Consider the following 14,982-nt stretch of genomic DNA (forward strand, 5'->3'; position numbering starts at 1 on the left):
CAGACACTGCCCGCAGGCAGGGGATTGGGGTCCGGCGTTTGGCGGCGGCAAACGCCAGCCATGGGAGGCCGCGGTGCCTTAAAGCGAGCCGGGAGGAGCCCCGCTGCGGCGGGGCAACGCCGTCGTCCGCCGTGATACCTCAGAAGGCGTAACGGATGCGGCAGTACGGCGCAATGTCCTCAATGAGCGCGGTCAGTTGCCGCACATAGCGCGCTTTGGTTCCTGAACGGTAGCGGACGTTGGTGAAGCCGTTGGACGAGACCTTCGATTCCTGCAGGTCCGGGCGCCACAGTACGTTCTCGGCCTGTGGATGCCAGCCCAGGTTGACCTCGTGAAGCCGCTCGTTGTGGGTCAGGAAGATGACTTCTGCCGCGAGCTGGGCCTTGGAGGCAGGAGTCAGGGTGGCGTCGAGTTGGCGCAGCAGCTCCTCCCAATCGCTGAGCCAGGTGTCCGTGATGATGACGGGGGAGAAGTTCACATGCACCTCGTACCCGGCATCGACGAAATCGTTGATGGCAGCCATGCGCTCAGCCACCGGGGAGGTCCGGACGTCTATGGACTTCGCCAAGTCCGCCGGCATGAGCGAAAAACGGACCCGGGTGTGGCCGCCGTGGTCCCAGCCAAGCATTGCCGGGTTCACATACTTGGTGGCGAAGGAGAGCTTGGCCGTGGGCAGGTCGCGGAAGAGCGTAACGAGATCCTCTACATTGTCGCTGATCAGCGCGTCCACGGAGCAGTCGCTGTTTTCCCCGATGTCATAGACCCACAGGTCGGGGTCGCACTGGTTGGGCTCCAGCTTCAGGCCCTGGCGGGTGACGTGCCGCTCAAGCGCCCCGGCGATCTGGTCGATGTTCGCGAACACGGTGACCGGGTTGCTGTACCCCTTGTGCCGGGGCACGTAGCAGTAGGCGCACGCCATGGCGCAGCCGTTTGCGGTGGAGGGCGCGATGAAGTCCGCTGACCGGCCGTTGGGCTTGACGGTCAGGGCTTTCTTGACCCCGAGGACCAGTGACTCCGTCTTGATCCGGGACCAGCGCGGAACGTTTGTTTCATCGCCGTGCACCTCCGGGATGTTCCAATGGTTGTCAACCAGTACGACGTCGGCGTCCGGCCAGCGCCCGACGATCTCCTTGCCCCTGGGGTGCTCCAGCGCGGCCGGCTGTGCGTAGATGCGGCGTATCTGCAGAAGCCGGTTGAAATCCATTAGTTCATTGTCCCAAGACAGCGAAGATGCCGCAGGCGGTTAAGCCCACGGCATCTTCACGTTCTGGCAAAACCACGCCGTTCCCGAAGGTCTTCGTCCCAACTACCTCGAGGTTCCTCCTGTCCTCCGGCGCCTGGAACATGCGCCGTGCTGTCCGACCCCTACTCGGCGGTAGGCCGTCTCCGTTGCTGTTTGGTTGTTGACCGCATTCCCTTCGCGGCAAGCCGGCGGCGGTTCGAGCCGCGGGTGGGTTTGGTCGCCCGGCGCCCTGGCACCTCCGGAGCAAGGCCCCCCGCCACAAGGTCGGCGAGTTTGGTCAGGGCGATCTCGCGATTCCGAAGTTGGGAGCGTTGCTCAGATGCCGTGACGATGATTGCCCCGGAGACCAGACGTGATCCGAGGCGCCGGACGAGGACAGTCCGCTGGCTCCCGGATAGTACCGCTGAGTCCCTGATGTTCCATGAGAGTTGCACGCGGCTGTCCGAGGTGTTGACGTGTTGACCGCCGGGCCCGGACGAGCGCGAAAACCGCCAGTCGAGTTCCGCCGCGGGAATCGTGAGTGCGGGCGAGACCTCCAAATCCATGCAACCAGCGTTGCACACGATCCGGCCTGACGGGCCTGTCGGGGTCACGCCGTGGGTCGCATGGACCCCACGGACCGCAGAAAAGGGGGAGAGGAGCCAACCTTTGCCAGGCGGTGGGACTCACCGGACGTGAAACCCAAGGCTCATGACCGTGCCGCCGCGCTCGCGGTGACTGGCGGCAGTGCCAGCCGGTAGGTCCTGTCCTGCTGCCCGTCCGAGTAGTTCAGCTCCAGCTCCTGCGAATCACGCGGCGCCAGGTAGCTGATCAGCATCTCCTCTGAAGCGTGCGGTGCAATGGGGCCGGGGTCGCGGTCAGAGTCCCGCGGAGTGATCGTCATCGCTGATGGACTGAGCTTCAATCGAAGTTGCCCCGGGCTGAAGAGCACCGGCGCCGGTCCCGTGTTCTGAATTTGAACCTGCAGCAGCACCACGTCTCCCCAGGTGAGGTTCAGCGGTTCCGGCGCCGGGTCTCCCAACGATCCGCCGTCGTGGCCGTGGGCGTCGCCGTCAAGCCCGTCCGTGGAGCTGACGCGCCGAATTTGTGATCCGCCGCCGAGCCCCCCGCCGGACTCGATGTAGGAAGCCGCGGCTGCCAGGGTTTTGAACGCTGGTTTTCCCTGGGCATTGAGGCGCGACAGCCGTCCGGCCCGAACGATTGCCAGGGATCCGAAAGCCGTGGCCACGCTCGTGACTGTGCTCTGGGGACTCCGGCCGGTAACTCCGTACGTACCGCCGGCCAGCAGCAGGAAAGCGCCGCCACTGAGCACCACTCCGAACTGGCGGCGACTCAGGCCTCGATTAGTGAAATGGCTTGGTTCAGGACTCACGTCGCCTCCGATGTAGTTGCGGATTGGTATCATCCTGCGGGCAGGCACCTACGGAAACCTTGGAGGCATCTAGGGGGCAGCGGCCTCCTCGCGGCCTCCCCGCGGCACCCCCGCGGACGGAAACCGCGCAGTCCCGCCACAGCCGCGGTATTACAGAGAAGGCGCGGACGGTAGACTTGAATGGGCCGTTCTCCGGCCATTGCCGCCCACGCCCGCCACAGATGCTCTGGGCTGCGGCTTATCCCTGCTGTGAAAGGCTTTACCTGCTGTGATTACTGTCCAGGATCTTGAACTGCGTGCCGGCGCCCGGCTCCTGATGGACCAGGTGAGCTTCCGCATCGACAAGGGAGACAAAATTGGCCTGGTGGGCCGTAACGGTGCCGGGAAAACAACGCTGACGCGGGTACTCGCGGGGGAGGGGCTCCCCGCCGCCGGGAAGGTTACCCGCACCGGCGAGATCGGCTACCTGCCCCAGGATCCCCGCACCCCGGACATGGAGCAGCTCGCGCGGGACCGCATCCTGTCCGTCCGAGGACTGGACGTCGCCGTCGGCAAGCTCCGCCTCGCCCATGAGGAAATGGCCAGCGAGGACGCCGCGGTCCAGCGCAAGGCAATGAACCGCTATGACCGGCTCGAATCCGAATTCCTGGCCGCCGGTGGCTATGCCGCGGAAGCCGAGGCCGCGGCAATCTGCTCCAACCTCGCACTGCCGGACCGCCTGCTTAACCAGCCCCTCAAAACCCTCTCCGGTGGCCAGCGGCGCCGTGTGGAACTGGCCCGGATTCTCTACTCCGACGCCGAGACCATGCTCCTTGACGAGCCCACCAACCACCTTGACGCCGACTCCATCGCCTGGCTCCGCGACTTCCTGAAAAACCACCAGGGCGGGCTGATCGTGATCAGCCACGACACCGAACTGCTCGAAGCCACCGTCAACAAGGTCTTCCTGCTCGACGCCAACCGCGCGCAGATCGACTTCTACAACATGGACTGGAAGCGCTACCTCACGCAGCGTGAAACTGATGAGCGCGCCCGCAAACGCGAACGCGCCAACGCTGAAAAGAAAGCCCAGGTCCTGTTTGATCAGGCCAACAAGATGCGCGCCAAGGCAACCAAGGCCGTGGCCGCACAGAACATGGCCAAGCGCGCCGAGCGCCTGCTGAGCGGACTGGAAGCGGTCCGTGAAAACGACCGCGTGGCCGCCCTGCGCTTCCCGGACCCCTCGCCCTGCGGCCGGACGCCGCTCACCGCCGAGGGCCTCAGCAAGTCGTACGGTTCCCTGGAGATTTTCACCGATGTGGACCTCGCCATCGACCGCGGCTCCAAAGTAGTCATCCTCGGCCTCAACGGCGCCGGCAAGACCACCCTCCTGCGGATGCTGGCCGGCGTGGACACGCCTGACACCGGCGACGTGATTGCCGGGCACGGCCTGAAGGTGGGCTACTACGCGCAGGAACACGAGACGCTCGACGTCGACCGCACCGTCCTGGAGAACATGCGCTCCTCCGCGCCCGACATGAAGGACGCAGAGGTGCGCGGCATCCTGGGCTCGTTCCTGTTCTCCGGCGACGACGTGGACAAGCCCGCCGGCGTGCTCTCCGGCGGTGAGAAGACCCGCCTTGCACTGGCCACCATCGTCGCTTCCAGCGCGAACGTGCTGCTCCTTGACGAGCCCACCAACAACCTGGACCCCGCCAGCCGCGCCGAAATCCTGGGCGCCCTCAGGAACTACAGTGGCGCCGTCGTCCTGGTCAGCCACGACGAAGGGGCCGTTGAGGCCCTCAACCCTGAGCGCGTCGTCCTGCTGCCCGACGGCGTCGAGGACCACTGGAACGAAGACTACCTGGACCTGATCACGCTGGCTTAGCCACCGCTCAGCGGTCGCCTGAGCGGTCAGTCCACCTTCGGCGAACCAGCTGCCGTCAGTACCCCTGCGCGTCCAGGAGTGCGTCTTCCTCTTCTTCCGCCGTCGCCTTTTTCCGCTTCCGCTGGGCGGGCGGACGACGGCGGGCTGCCGCGGCGGCCGAGTGGAGCGCACCCTCCCGGAACTCGTCGTCGTCCTCGGCATCAATGGCCGCGTTGCGCGCCTGCTGGCGGGCAGCGTATCCAAAACCCACGAACATCAGCACACCGAACGCGAACCACTGCAGCGAGTAGGACAGGTGTGTGCCCTCCTCGGTGGACGGCTTCGGGAACGGCATGGGCATCTCGGCGGCAGGCGGTGTCTCGGAAGCCAGCTGTCCGTACGCCCCGGTGAGCAGGGGATACCCGAGCTGCGCCGAGTAGGCGGCGAGATCGATGGAGGCCAGCTGGCCTTCCGGAGCGCCACGCTGCAGTTCAGGTTCGGGGTGCTTCAAACGGACGACGGCGGTCACCTCACCTGCAGGTGGTTCCGGCACCGAGTCAGGGCTGCCGGGGTTCTTGTTGCCAATGGGCAGCCAGCCCCGGTCGATCACCACGGTTTCGCCGGTGGCCAGCCGGAACGGGACAACCACTTCATAGCCGGGCTGTCCATTGAGCGGACGGTTGCGGACAACGCGCTGCCCCTCGACGAGGTATGAACCCTTCAGCTCCACCTGCGTCCACTCCATGGCGGGGTCCAGCTGGTTGAACTGATCCCCGGCGTCTGCAAAGGGGACGGGCGTGGCCGAGTAGTTGGTGACCACCCGGTTGATCTCGGCGAGGGTTTCCGCGCGGCGGTCCATCTGCCAGCGGCCCAGGAAAACGCAGGCGGAGGCGAAGATGGCAGCCAGCAGGAGATAGCCCAGCCATTTGCTGGAAAAAAGGAAACGGTACATTCAGCTGTCCTGCTCCGGGGCACCGGACGCTCCGCGGTCCTCAAGCGGCACAGTTTGCTTCCACAGGCCGCGCGTCTGGAGGTAGTCCTCCAGCCAGTCACGGTGGTCGGCGCAGGCGAGCCAGATTTTGCGGCGCTCGGGCGTGTGGATTTTCGGGTTGTTCCACAGGAGCTGCCAGGAAGCCTCGGACCGGCATGCCTTCCGCGAGCAGGTGGCAACGCTTTCCGTTTGCGCGGGATCGGTTCCCGCAGCGAAGTCAAAGATACTCATGATGCCCTCCGCTCTTCCCCGGGGTTCGATTCGTCGTCGTCCACTATCAGTTCGCCTTGGAGGACTTCGCTGCCGTGCTCGTCATCGGCGGAGGGAGCAGGCGGGCTCTCAATCTCCGCCAGCGGAGCGGAGTCCAGCAGGAGGTCGCTGTGGCCTTCAGCCTTGTCGTTGCCGTTGGCTATGACCACCGCAATCCACGGCAGGAAGACGGCTCCGGCCACCGCGATGATCTTGAACCAGCCGTCCACCACAAAAATCATGATCAGGCACACCATGCGGATACCCATGGCCACGGCGTACTTGATCATCCGCTGGCGCATATCCTCGGAATGGGCCGCCGCGGCATCCGTGATGCTGTGGACTTCGGCGTCAGTTGAGAACCGGCCCGGTTCTCCAGGCGCAGCTTGTCCCGCATGGTTTTCAAGGGTCACGGTGATTTATCACGCTCCAAAGGCTTGGCTTAATTCTCTCACCACTCGGCAGTGGCGCCCAAACCGCGGCGGGGTGGGGGAGCTAAGATCGAAGTCAGCAAAAATCACCCCTCTACTACCGCGGTGCAGCGCGCCGCAGAATTCCGGAGCCTTACATGACTGAAGCAGCAACCGCCCCGCGCAGCGTCCTCATCACCGGGGGCAACCGCGGCATCGGACTGGCGATTGCGGAGGCGTTCCTGGCCAACGGCGACAAGGTGGCCGTGACGTACCGCAGCGAATCAAAGCTGCCGGAGGGCATCCTGGGCGTCAAGGCAGACGTCACGGACGAGGCTTCCGTGGATGCGGCCTTCAGGGAAGTGGAAGCTGCACACGGGCCGGTCGAAGTACTCGTGGCCAACGCCGGCATCACCAAGGACACCCTGCTGCTGCGCATGAGCGAAGACGACTTCACGTCAGTCATCGACACCAACCTGACCGGCGCTTTCCGGGTCATCAAGCGCGCGTCCAAAGGCATGATCCGGCTGCGCAAGGGCCGCGTTGTCCTGATCTCCTCCGTGTCGGGCCTGTACGGAGCCCCCGGCCAGATCAACTACTCGGCATCAAAGGCCGGGCTGGTGGGCATCGCCCGTTCCCTGACCCGGGAGCTGGGCTCCCGCGGCATCACCGCCAACGTGGTGGCACCGGGGTTCATCAACACGGACATGACGGCTGAGCTGCCCGAAGCAACGCAGAAGGACTACCTCTCCAGCATCCCGGCAGGCCGTTTTGCCGAGGCTTCCGAGGTTGCCAACGTGGTCCGCTGGATCTCCAGCGACGAAGCAGCGTACATCTCCGGCGCGGTTATTCCCGTTGACGGCGGTTTGGGCATGGGCCACTGACCCGGTTCCAAACCAAGAATATGGACCTTTAGGCCGCGGCCGCGAACGCTTCCGCCAGCCAACCTGCCACCTCGTCGTCCACCTCGGACACAGCGCCCAGCTCAAGATGGTGCATCCAGATTCCGGGGGACGGATTGACGATCTCCTTGAAGCGGCCGGATTCCAGACGCCGCGGCAGGGCAATGGAGAGCACCGCCGGAACCTTGGTTTTAAGGTAACGGCGCGGGTTCCAGACGTAGGCGAACCCGCGCCGGTGACGAAAAGCCACTTGGCTGGCGGTGGTCCGCACCGTCGCCTGAAGGTGGCGGGCGATGAGGCGCTGCACGGCCGAGCAGATCTTCAGCCCCTCGGGCGAGCCGTCGAAGACCTGCTCCGGCGTGGACTCTGCACCGGACAGGCCGGCCTGCTTTCCCATAGGGGGAGCCTACGCCGGGTCACGGTTTGGAGGCGCGGCCAGTTGGACCCCGCGCCCGCCCGCGGTCCGCCGCACTAGCAGTGGCCGCCTTCTTTGTGGAACCCGGACAGGGGAATCAGCGCCGGCCGCTGGCATGATGGACTGCAGACCATCAGGAATTTAGACGTTTCGAACAAAGGGAGCTCGTATGGGACTGCTGGATAACAAGACCGCCATTGTCACCGGATCATCGCGCGGCATCGGCGCCGATGTGGCCAAGAACCTCGCAGGCCAGGGTGCCGCCGTGGTAGTCAACTACCGCCAGAAAGCGCCGCGCGCCAACAAGGTGGTTCAGGGTATTGAAGCCGCAGGCGGGCGTGCCGTAGCCGTCGGCGCGGACCTCACCACCCAGGAAGGCGTCCAGGCCCTTGCCTCCGCTGCCATGGAGAACTTCGGGACGCTGGACATCCTGGTGCTGAACGCCTCCGGTGGTATGGAAACCGGCATGGGGGAGGACTACGCACTCAAACTGAACCGCGACGCGCAGGTCAACATGCTCAACGCGGCGGTGCCCCTGATGAAGGAAGGCTCCCGCGTGGTGTTCGTCACCAGCCACCAGGCCCACTTCATCAACACCGTGCCCACCATGGAGGCATACGAGCCCGTTGCCCGCAGCAAGCGCGCCGGGGAGGACGCACTGCGCGACCTCATCCCCAGCCTGGCCGAGAAGGGCATCACCCTGGTGGTTGTGTCTGGCGACATGATCGAGGGCACCGTTACCGCAACGCTCCTTGACCGCTCCACCCCGGGTGCCATCGAAGCGCGCCGGGCGGAAGCAGGCAAGCTGTACTCCGTGGAAGAGTTCGCGGAGGTGGTGGCCGGCATGGTGACCGCCGACGTCGAGTCCGGCCACACCGAATACGCGGGCGGCGCGGACTACTTCGGCAAGGGCGCCGGCGAGCCCACCAGCTAGCCTTCACCTTAAGCGGGATGCGCCCGTGCCGTCAGGGAACCCTGCGGCACGGGCGCATCCTGCGTTTGAGGGGGATCAGACGCCGGCGATGTGACGGACCGCGTCGAGGTACGGCATGGTGAGGGCAGCGTCCGCTGCGGCCAGCACGGCCGGCTTGGCGTTGAATGCCACACCTATTCCCGCAGCGCCGAGCATGTCCAGGTCGTTGGCGCCGTCGCCTACGGCGATGGTGTGTTCCAGGGCGATGCCCTCACCCGCTGCCCATTCGCGCAGATACTTTTCCTTTGCTGCCCGGTCCACCACCGCACCGAGCACCTTGCCCGTCAACGCGCCGTCGACAATCTCCAGCTCATTGGCCTGCCAGTAGTCCAGGCCCAGCTCGCCGGCAATCGGCGCCAGGGTCTGGTTGAACCCGCCGGACACCACAGCCACCACGTGCCCCGCAGCCTTAAAAGCTGCCACAAGTTCGGCGGCCCCCTCGCTGAGTTTCACTTGGTCACTTACGGAATGGACGACGTTGGCCGGCAGCCCTGCGAGGACTTCAACCCGGGTGTGAAGGCTCTGGGTGAAGTCCAGCTCTCCACGCATGGCAGCCTCGGTCACGGCCGTCACCTCTTCCTCCTTGCCGGCATAGGCGGCAAGGAGTTCGATGACCTCCTGCTGGATCAGGGTGGAATCCACGTCCAGGATCAGGAGCTTGCGTTTGGCCGAGCGGAGGCCAGCGGGAACCAGCGCTGTGTCGAGCCCGCTGATCTGCGCCTCGGCGACGGCCCGCCGGAGCACGGCGAGGCCTGCCGCGGTTGCGTCCGGAAGCTGAAGTTCGGCAACATGGACCTGGTACCGGTCGTCGCCGCCGTCGTTTTCGGAGAGCACTGAGGCGCCGTGCGCCGTGAGGATGGAACGCAGCTGCTCCCGCGCGGTTGGGGTCACACTCAGGCCATAGCTGACGGCAGTCACGTTCGGAGTCATGCCTACAATCTTAGTCCGCGGGGGACCGGACCCTTGAATTCATTGCGGTCTTCCGGGCGATGATCGTGTAAGTACAAGGCACAAGAGCACGCTCTGATTCTGGCCACGCGAAGCCCTCCGGGACTTCCCCCATGCGGGGCGAAAACTTCCACGGGAGGGTTTTGCCCTCGTCGACGCGAAGAATCTGAAGACCCGCCGCGATGAGGGCATTGATGATTTCGGACAAAGCGTGCGCCCATTGGTACGTCCGGGAATGGGTCAACTTGCCGTCGCCTGCGTAGGTCGACTCGTCGTTCCATTGCTGCGGCCCGCCGTGGCCAAAGTACGGATATCGAAGCTGGAGTCCGTGGGCGTGCTCATCGATGGCGTAGAGAGCGGGGTGACCGTCGCGGATGTAGAATGTTCCGCCAGTCCTCAGAAGTCCTGCTGCCTGAGCCGCCCAGCGGTCCAGGTCCGGGAGCCAGTTGATGGTTCCTATGCTTGTGTAGACGAGGTCAAAGTCGCCGTCTACAGCGGCGCGAGCCTCAAGAACGTCGGTCTCCACCCACGTGGCGTCAAGGCCCAGGCGCCGCGCCAGCCGGCCTGCGGATGCCAAGGCGCGGGGGGAGAAGTCCACGCCGGTGACGTGTGCCCCTGCCCGGGCAAGGGAAAGCGTGTCGGTGCCTATGTGGCACTGGAGATGACACACATCCAGGCCGGCGACAGTTCCGTGCGGGAGGAAGGGCGCGAGGGCGGCCAAGTCCGTGCGGATGACCTCGGTTAGATGTTGAGGATCGTCGAGGTCGTTGACCCGGTAGGCCACTTCGTGCAGGGGGACCCGGTCTTCCCAGTTGTCACGGTTGATCGCGCGCGCAGATTCCCAATCGATTGACACCGGGCCATCACTCATGGGCTCGACCTCTTTGTCCGTCATGCAGCCACCCTGGAGCTGAGGAACCGGTCCCGCGCTGCCCTTCGCCCAATCAAGAACCACAAAAGCGGGCCTAAGACCGGCACAACAAGAACGACGAGAGACCATACAAGGGTTTTTCCCAGGCCCCTGGTCTTGTTCCGGAAGATGCTGACCAATGCACTGATGAACAAGGCCGCGTTCACCAGCAGAAGGAGCCCCAAAATTCCGAAGGGCGGGACGAAGGTATCCACGGCTTGGACTGCAGCTTGCGACAAGATCATTGTGTTCCCCCCAAGAATCCCCCGATTCCGATGCCGTAACCCTACATCTGCACCGACGGAGATCTGTGGGACTTCCGTAACCTAGGGTGCATGGAATCGTGGCACCGAAACCGCCTGGGCGTTGGGCAGTCCGCACTTGTCCGGACCTGGCCGCCAGGCGTACGTGTACTGAATGATCTTTCTTGGGGGCTGGTGGACACGGCGGTCCTTGAAGTGGCCAGCGAAGGTCGCAGGTACGTCGTCAAAGCTGCAGGAGGTTCCAACACCCATATTGGGCGGGAGATCACTGCCCATCATTCCGCCATTGGGGTGTGGGCCCGTGGGACCCGCGCACCCAGGCTCATCCATGCCAGCCGTGCCATGAACATCCTGGTCACCGAATTCCTGGAAGGTTCCCTCGTGCAGGGAACGTCAGCTGAGTATGAAGAGGAAACTTACCGGCAAGCCGGGAGGCTACTGGGCGAGTGTCACGCTCAAACCCGACACACCGACGCTCACTATGAAATCGAAGCCACTGCCAGGGCGCTGTCTTGGCTGGACACACCGCACCGGATAGAGGAATCTGCCGCCGAAAGAACCAGGGCTGTACTCAACGGATATCAGCCCCGCCCGGTCTCAGAACAGGGCCACCGGATGCTGCGGGAGGCCCTGGCCAGCTTCTGAACGTGACTCCTGCTGCTAACAGGCAGCAGCCACCGCCCCGGGCAGGAACACGCGGGCCAAAGCAGCCGCTGATCCCACGGCGGGCAGGCATTCGTTGCTGGGCGACACCGGTTATCAGTCAGCCTCTTTTTTGTCCTAGTGTCTACTCCTATGAGTGATGTTCTGGAATTGGCTTCCGTCAGCGTTGTCCGAGGTAAAAAGACCCTGTTGGACAAGGTTGACTGGGAAGTCAATGAAGGCGAACGCTGGGTAATCCTCGGGCCCAACGGCGCCGGCAAAACCACTCTCCTCCAGATTGCCGCCGCGCGGATGCACCCGAGCAGTGGCAAGGCGGGAATCCTGGACGAGATCCTGGGCCGGGTGGACGTCTTCGAACTCCGCCCCCGCATTGGCCTTTCGTCCGCCGCCCTTGCCACCCAGATTCCGGAGCACGAAAACGTCCTCAACGTTGTGGTCACCGCCGCTTACGGCGTCACCGGCCGCTGGCGTGAGGGATACGAGCGCGACGACGAGCGGCGGGCTTTCCGCCTGCTCAACGACTGGGGGATGGGCCCGCTGCTGAACAGGACCTTCGCCACCTTGTCCGAGGGTGAACGCAAGCGGGTGCAGATCGCCCGCGCCCTGATGACCGACCCTGAACTGCTGCTGCTGGACGAACCCGCCGCCGGCCTTGACCTTGGCGGCCGCGAAGAGCTCGTCCACAAGCTTGGCGAACTCGCCCAGGACGAGGCAGCACCGGCCATGGTCCTCGTAACGCACCACCTTGAGGAAGTCCCGCCGGGCTTCACCCACGCCATGCTGCTGCGCGACGGCGGAGTAGTCGCCGCGGGCCCCATCACCGACGTGCTGACCGCCGAACACCTCAGCACAACGTTCGGACTGGACCTGGACGTGTCCGTCAACGCGGGCCGGTACACCGCCGTCGCCAGCCGCTAAGCACCAGCGCAGCACCTTGGACCTTCTCAGCAGCATCTTTGTGTCCATCGCCGGCCTGTGGGCCGGCACCATCAACGCCGTTGTTGGCTCCGGGACACTGGTCACCTTCCCAGTGCTCATCGCCCTGGGTGTCACCCCGGTGGTGGCGTCCATGAGCAACGCCATGGGGCTTGTCTTTGGCACCGCGGCCGGCGCCTTCGGCTACCGGCGTGAGCTGAAGGGCCGCGGCCGGCAGCTGATGCGGCTGCTCCCTGCCTCGCTCCTGGGCGGCATCTCGGGGGCCTGGCTGCTCCTGCATTTGCCCGAAAAAGTCTTCCACTACGTCGCCCCCGTCCTTCTGGTGCTGGCACTCCTGATGGTGGTGTTCCAGCCGCGTATGCAGGCCTGGGTCCGCGACCGTGAGGAGAACCCTGAGCACGCCGTGCGGGACAAGAGGCACGCTGTCCTCCTGGTGGTCCTCGTCTACCTGGCCGGTGTTTACGGCGGGTACTTCGTGGCTGCCCAAGGGATCCTGCTCGTGGGCATCCTGGGCGTCTTCCTTACCGGCACCATCCAGAACGCCAACGCCATGAAGAACATACTGGTGCTCGGGGTGAACCTGGTGGCCGCGGTCTCCTACCTGCTGTTCGCGTTCGACCGGATCAACTGGCTTGTGGTGCTGTTGATCGCCGTCAGCTCGAGCATCGGCGGCATCCTGGGCTCAAAGGTGGGCCGGCGGCTGTCCCCCAAAGTACTGCGCGCCGTGATCTTCGTCCTGGGGCTTGTGGCCCTGGGATTCATGATCGCGAATCTGCTGAAATAATCGCCTGGTGACAATCCACTATCTCGAATCCGCCGCGGACCCGCGGGTGTCCGACTACACCCAGCTGACGGACGTGCACCTGCGGAAGCTCCGCGAACCTCTTGAAGGCATGTACATCGCCGAGTCGTCCCGCGTGCTGCGCCGAGCCCTTGCGGCAGGGCATCAGCCACGGTCCTTCTTCCTGGCGGAAAAGTGGCTGGACGACCTTCAGGACATCCTCGGCGCCTACCCGCAGGTCCCCGCCTTCATCGGCAGCGCGGCCCTGCTGGAGGAGATCACGGGTTTCCATCTCCACCGCGGAGCCATGGCTGCCATGCAGCGGCCCGCGCCGGTACCGCTGCCGGAACTGCTCGCGGGCGCAGGCAGGCTGGCGGTCCTGGAGGAGACCGTGGACCACACCAACGGGAGGTGTTCCGCGATGCAAGTGTCCGAGGTCGGTCGTGCACGCGGGCGATCCAGGATCGCGGTCCTGGAGGACCTTACGGACCATACAAACGTAGGTGCCGTTTTTCGCAGCGCCGCAGCGATCGGCGTCGACGGCGTGCTGGTGACACCGCAGTGTGCTGACCCGCTCTACCGCCGCTCGATCCGCGTGTCGATGGGCACGGTCTTCCAGGTGCCATGGACGCGAATCGAATCGTGGCCAGCCGGTATCGAACAGCTGAAAGCGGCGGGCTACTTCGTGGCAGGCATGTCCCTGGGGGAGGGAGCCATCACTCTTGATGAGCTGGTGGCCCAGGATCACCGGAATCTGGCGTTGGTCTTCGGTACCGAAGGTGATGGGCTCAAGCCCGAGACCGATCGGTTGCTCGACGCGCGCGTGACGATTCCGATGATGAATGGCGTGGATTCGCTGAATGTTGCTGCGTCATCGGCGGTTGCGTTCTATGCCACGCGGTAGGCGGAGCCCGCCCCGACTGCGGTCCCTAAGTTAGGCCTTCACAAGCGCCGGCGTCCCATCGTTCGCGCTGGCGCCCGAACCGAGGTAGCGCTCGATGCTGACGGGGCAGTGGCCACGTCCACCACCCTGCCCCCGGCGGCGGAAGGTGATGACCTGGCCGGTTCTGCCGCAGCCGCAGGTGCCGGTCTCGACGTCGCCCATGTCGTCGGTGAGGAGGAAACCGGGATAGCTGGTGCTGAGGGCGTCCATAACTGCGATGGTGCCGGTTGCCCCCGGGGCGATCTCCTTGCTGCTCTGGCCAGGGTCCCGGATGGAGATATAGCACCACGGCGGAACGTGCTTGCGGTGCAGGTGGCATTCGACAGCTAGCATGTTCGACTCGATCAACCCGTACATGTCGCGCACGTTCACCGCACGCACGCCGAGCAAGTCGTGGCACCGCTCCCGGAAGCTTTCATCAGGGATGGCCTCGGCTGTGTGCCGCTTCCAGCCGCCGAGAGTGATGATCATGCTGAACGGGTCCAAGCGCACATGGATATTCTCCCGCTCAAGGAACCGGAGGAGCCGGCCAATGAGGAACGGCGGGCTGACGATGTGGCGTGTCATGTGTCCCTCCCACCGGCGCAGGTGCTCCAGGGCCTCCCCGGCGTCGAACGCCTGGTCGGCAACGAGATATGCGTGGTGGTCGAAGACGCTGTTCAGGATGTTCAAGTCCTTGAGCAGTCCCATCTCCGAGGCTTCGGGGTCCGACGGGTTCAGGAAAAGCCCCGCGCCCCCGGACAGGCTGAAGAACGCCCGGTAGGTCCCGGTCAGGGCGACCAGCGCCAGGGTCAATGTTTCACTGTTGCGGGGGGTGACGGACGGAACACCGCGGGTTCCGCTGGAGCGGGTTTCTGTCTCGACGTCGGCCAGGGAGCAGGTGAGCAGCACCTTGGCGTCGGGACGCTTGAACATGCCGACCGGCAACAGTGGCAGGGATTGCAGGTCGTTGATGTCGTTGATTGTCGCGGGGTCGAATCCCAGGGCGTCACACTGGGCGCGGTAGAAGCCGTTTCCCGCCTGGTGGTAGATCGCGGCGTCCCGCAGGACTCCGGTAACCGACCGCGCCCAGTCCTCAGGGGACTGGACGTAGGCCTTGGACACATTCCCCAGCATCTGCGGTAGGGAGAGCATTGT

18 protein-coding genes are annotated in these 14,982 nt (G+C 64.8%); 7 read left to right on the forward strand and 11 right to left on the reverse strand.

The window, feature by feature from the left end:
- Positions 1-139: 139 nt before the first annotated feature.
- From ACFVYC_RS17070 to ACFVYC_RS17080, 3 genes are all read right to left on the reverse strand, one after another.
- Positions 140-1,204: a spore photoproduct lyase family protein gene (locus ACFVYC_RS17070; RefSeq protein WP_387552469.1), complete on the reverse strand. Its 1,065-nt coding sequence runs from the start codon at positions 1,202-1,204 to the stop codon at positions 140-142.
- A 161-nt stretch (positions 1,205-1,365) separates the two neighbouring features.
- A complete protein-coding gene (gene arfB, locus ACFVYC_RS17075) occupies positions 1,366-1,788 on the reverse strand; it encodes an alternative ribosome rescue aminoacyl-tRNA hydrolase ArfB (protein WP_387552471.1) in 423 nt (140 codons plus the stop codon).
- A gap of 143 nt (positions 1,789-1,931) precedes the next feature.
- Entirely contained in the window at positions 1,932-2,615 is a 684-nt protein-coding gene (locus ACFVYC_RS17080; protein ID WP_387552473.1) for a hypothetical protein, read from the reverse strand.
- A 268-nt stretch (positions 2,616-2,883) separates the two neighbouring features.
- On the opposite strand from ACFVYC_RS17080, the gene ACFVYC_RS17085 reads away from it, so the two are divergent.
- The gene (locus ACFVYC_RS17085; protein ID WP_387552475.1) at positions 2,884-4,482 is read left to right on the forward strand and encodes an ABC-F family ATP-binding cassette domain-containing protein; all 1,599 of its coding nucleotides are present in this window, start codon (positions 2,884-2,886) and stop codon (positions 4,480-4,482) included.
- A gap of 55 nt (positions 4,483-4,537) precedes the next feature.
- Here ACFVYC_RS17085 and ACFVYC_RS17090 read toward each other — a convergent pair whose 3' ends face one another.
- From ACFVYC_RS17090 to ACFVYC_RS17100, 3 genes are read right to left on the reverse strand one after another with little or no spacing between them, the layout of a single operon-like run.
- Positions 4,538-5,413: an SURF1 family protein gene (locus ACFVYC_RS17090; RefSeq protein WP_387552477.1), complete on the reverse strand. Its 876-nt coding sequence runs from the start codon at positions 5,411-5,413 to the stop codon at positions 4,538-4,540.
- Positions 5,414-5,683, reverse strand: a complete 270-nt coding sequence (locus tag ACFVYC_RS17095; RefSeq protein WP_387552479.1) for a hypothetical protein — start codon at positions 5,681-5,683, stop codon at positions 5,414-5,416. It lies immediately after the preceding gene.
- A complete protein-coding gene (locus ACFVYC_RS17100; RefSeq protein ID WP_387552481.1) occupies positions 5,680-6,114 on the reverse strand; it encodes a DUF3099 domain-containing protein in 435 nt (144 codons plus the stop codon). Before ACFVYC_RS17100 ends, ACFVYC_RS17095 begins: the two co-directional genes overlap by 4 nt.
- Positions 6,115-6,269: 155 nt before the next feature.
- Between ACFVYC_RS17100 and ACFVYC_RS17105 the strand changes: the two genes are divergently transcribed.
- Positions 6,270-6,995 carry a beta-ketoacyl-ACP reductase gene (locus tag ACFVYC_RS17105; RefSeq protein WP_387552483.1) on the forward strand — a complete coding sequence of 242 codons (726 nt, stop codon included), beginning with the start codon at positions 6,270-6,272 and terminating at the stop codon, positions 6,993-6,995.
- Positions 6,996-7,023: 28 nt separating this feature from the next.
- Here ACFVYC_RS17105 and ACFVYC_RS17110 read toward each other — a convergent pair whose 3' ends face one another.
- Entirely contained in the window at positions 7,024-7,410 is a 387-nt protein-coding gene (locus tag ACFVYC_RS17110) for a DUF5655 domain-containing protein (RefSeq protein WP_387552485.1), read from the reverse strand.
- A gap of 187 nt (positions 7,411-7,597) precedes the next feature.
- Between ACFVYC_RS17110 and ACFVYC_RS17115 the strand changes: the two genes are divergently transcribed.
- Positions 7,598-8,362 carry an SDR family oxidoreductase gene (locus tag ACFVYC_RS17115; RefSeq protein ID WP_387552487.1) on the forward strand — a complete coding sequence of 255 codons (765 nt, stop codon included), beginning with the start codon at positions 7,598-7,600 and terminating at the stop codon, positions 8,360-8,362.
- A 75-nt stretch (positions 8,363-8,437) separates the two neighbouring features.
- Here the strand turns inward: ACFVYC_RS17115 and serB are convergent, their stop codons facing one another.
- The 3 genes from serB to ACFVYC_RS17130 are packed head-to-tail and all read right to left on the reverse strand — an operon-like array spanning position 8,438 to position 10,504.
- Complete coding sequence (serB, locus tag ACFVYC_RS17120) at positions 8,438-9,331, reverse strand: phosphoserine phosphatase SerB (RefSeq protein WP_387552489.1); 894 nt, start codon at positions 9,329-9,331, stop codon at positions 8,438-8,440.
- A 10-nt stretch (positions 9,332-9,341) separates the two neighbouring features.
- The gene (locus ACFVYC_RS17125) at positions 9,342-10,244 is read right to left on the reverse strand and encodes a class I SAM-dependent methyltransferase (RefSeq protein WP_387552491.1); all 903 of its coding nucleotides are present in this window, start codon (positions 10,242-10,244) and stop codon (positions 9,342-9,344) included.
- Complete coding sequence (locus ACFVYC_RS17130; RefSeq protein ID WP_387552493.1) at positions 10,241-10,504, reverse strand: PLDc N-terminal domain-containing protein; 264 nt, start codon at positions 10,502-10,504, stop codon at positions 10,241-10,243. The genes ACFVYC_RS17125 and ACFVYC_RS17130 overlap by 4 nt, the downstream gene beginning before the upstream one ends.
- A 90-nt stretch (positions 10,505-10,594) precedes the next feature.
- Here ACFVYC_RS17130 and ACFVYC_RS17135 point away from each other — a divergent pair, with 90 nt between their 5' ends.
- From ACFVYC_RS17135 to ACFVYC_RS17150, 4 genes are all read left to right on the forward strand, one after another.
- The gene (locus ACFVYC_RS17135) at positions 10,595-11,167 is read left to right on the forward strand and encodes a hypothetical protein (RefSeq protein ID WP_387552495.1); all 573 of its coding nucleotides are present in this window, start codon (positions 10,595-10,597) and stop codon (positions 11,165-11,167) included.
- 150 nt (positions 11,168-11,317) lie between these two features.
- Entirely contained in the window at positions 11,318-12,103 is a 786-nt protein-coding gene (locus ACFVYC_RS17140; protein WP_387552497.1) for an ABC transporter ATP-binding protein, read from the forward strand.
- A 16-nt stretch (positions 12,104-12,119) separates the two neighbouring features.
- Positions 12,120-12,905 (forward strand): sulfite exporter TauE/SafE family protein, encoded by a 786-nt coding sequence (locus tag ACFVYC_RS17145; protein WP_387552499.1) that lies wholly within the window; start codon positions 12,120-12,122, stop codon positions 12,903-12,905.
- A 7-nt stretch (positions 12,906-12,912) separates the two neighbouring features.
- Positions 12,913-13,806: a TrmH family RNA methyltransferase gene (locus ACFVYC_RS17150; protein ID WP_387552501.1), complete on the forward strand. Its 894-nt coding sequence runs from the start codon at positions 12,913-12,915 to the stop codon at positions 13,804-13,806.
- A gap of 30 nt (positions 13,807-13,836) precedes the next feature.
- Here ACFVYC_RS17150 and ACFVYC_RS17155 read toward each other — a convergent pair whose 3' ends face one another.
- Positions 13,837-14,979 (reverse strand): acyl-protein synthetase, encoded by a 1,143-nt coding sequence (locus ACFVYC_RS17155; RefSeq protein WP_387552503.1) that lies wholly within the window; start codon positions 14,977-14,979, stop codon positions 13,837-13,839.
- Positions 14,980-14,982 lie beyond the last annotated feature (3 nt).

Source organism: Pseudarthrobacter sp. NPDC058329 (assembly GCF_042879835.1).
In the GTDB taxonomy this organism is placed as follows: Bacteria; Actinomycetota; Actinomycetes; order Actinomycetales; family Micrococcaceae; genus Arthrobacter.

Excerpts from the sequence above, each read along its gene's own strand:
- ACFVYC_RS17135 (WP_387552495.1), top strand. The coding sequence starts at position 10,595 with ATGGAATCGTGGCACCGAAACCGCCTGGGCGTTGGGCAGTCCGCACTT.
- ACFVYC_RS17140 (WP_387552497.1), top strand. The coding sequence starts at position 11,318 with ATGAGTGATGTTCTGGAATTGGCTTCCGTCAGCGTTGTCCGAGGTAAA.
- ACFVYC_RS17125 (WP_387552491.1), bottom strand. The coding sequence starts at position 10,244 with ATGACGGACAAAGAGGTCGAGCCCATGAGTGATGGCCCGGTGTCAATC.
- ACFVYC_RS17070 (WP_387552469.1), bottom strand. The coding sequence starts at position 1,204 with ATGGATTTCAACCGGCTTCTGCAGATACGCCGCATCTACGCACAGCCG.
- ACFVYC_RS17090 (WP_387552477.1), bottom strand. The coding sequence starts at position 5,413 with ATGTACCGTTTCCTTTTTTCCAGCAAATGGCTGGGCTATCTCCTGCTG.
- arfB (WP_387552471.1), bottom strand. The coding sequence starts at position 1,788 with ATGGATTTGGAGGTCTCGCCCGCACTCACGATTCCCGCGGCGGAACTC.
- ACFVYC_RS17155 (WP_387552503.1), bottom strand. The coding sequence starts at position 14,979 with ATGCTCTCCCTACCGCAGATGCTGGGGAATGTGTCCAAGGCCTACGTC.
- ACFVYC_RS17095 (WP_387552479.1), bottom strand. The coding sequence starts at position 5,683 with ATGAGTATCTTTGACTTCGCTGCGGGAACCGATCCCGCGCAAACGGAA.
- ACFVYC_RS17110 (WP_387552485.1), bottom strand. The coding sequence starts at position 7,410 with ATGGGAAAGCAGGCCGGCCTGTCCGGTGCAGAGTCCACGCCGGAGCAG.
- ACFVYC_RS17115 (WP_387552487.1), top strand. The coding sequence starts at position 7,598 with ATGGGACTGCTGGATAACAAGACCGCCATTGTCACCGGATCATCGCGC.
- ACFVYC_RS17105 (WP_387552483.1), top strand. The coding sequence starts at position 6,270 with ATGACTGAAGCAGCAACCGCCCCGCGCAGCGTCCTCATCACCGGGGGC.
- serB (WP_387552489.1), bottom strand. The coding sequence starts at position 9,331 with ATGACTCCGAACGTGACTGCCGTCAGCTATGGCCTGAGTGTGACCCCA.
- ACFVYC_RS17130 (WP_387552493.1), bottom strand. The coding sequence starts at position 10,504 with ATGATCTTGTCGCAAGCTGCAGTCCAAGCCGTGGATACCTTCGTCCCG.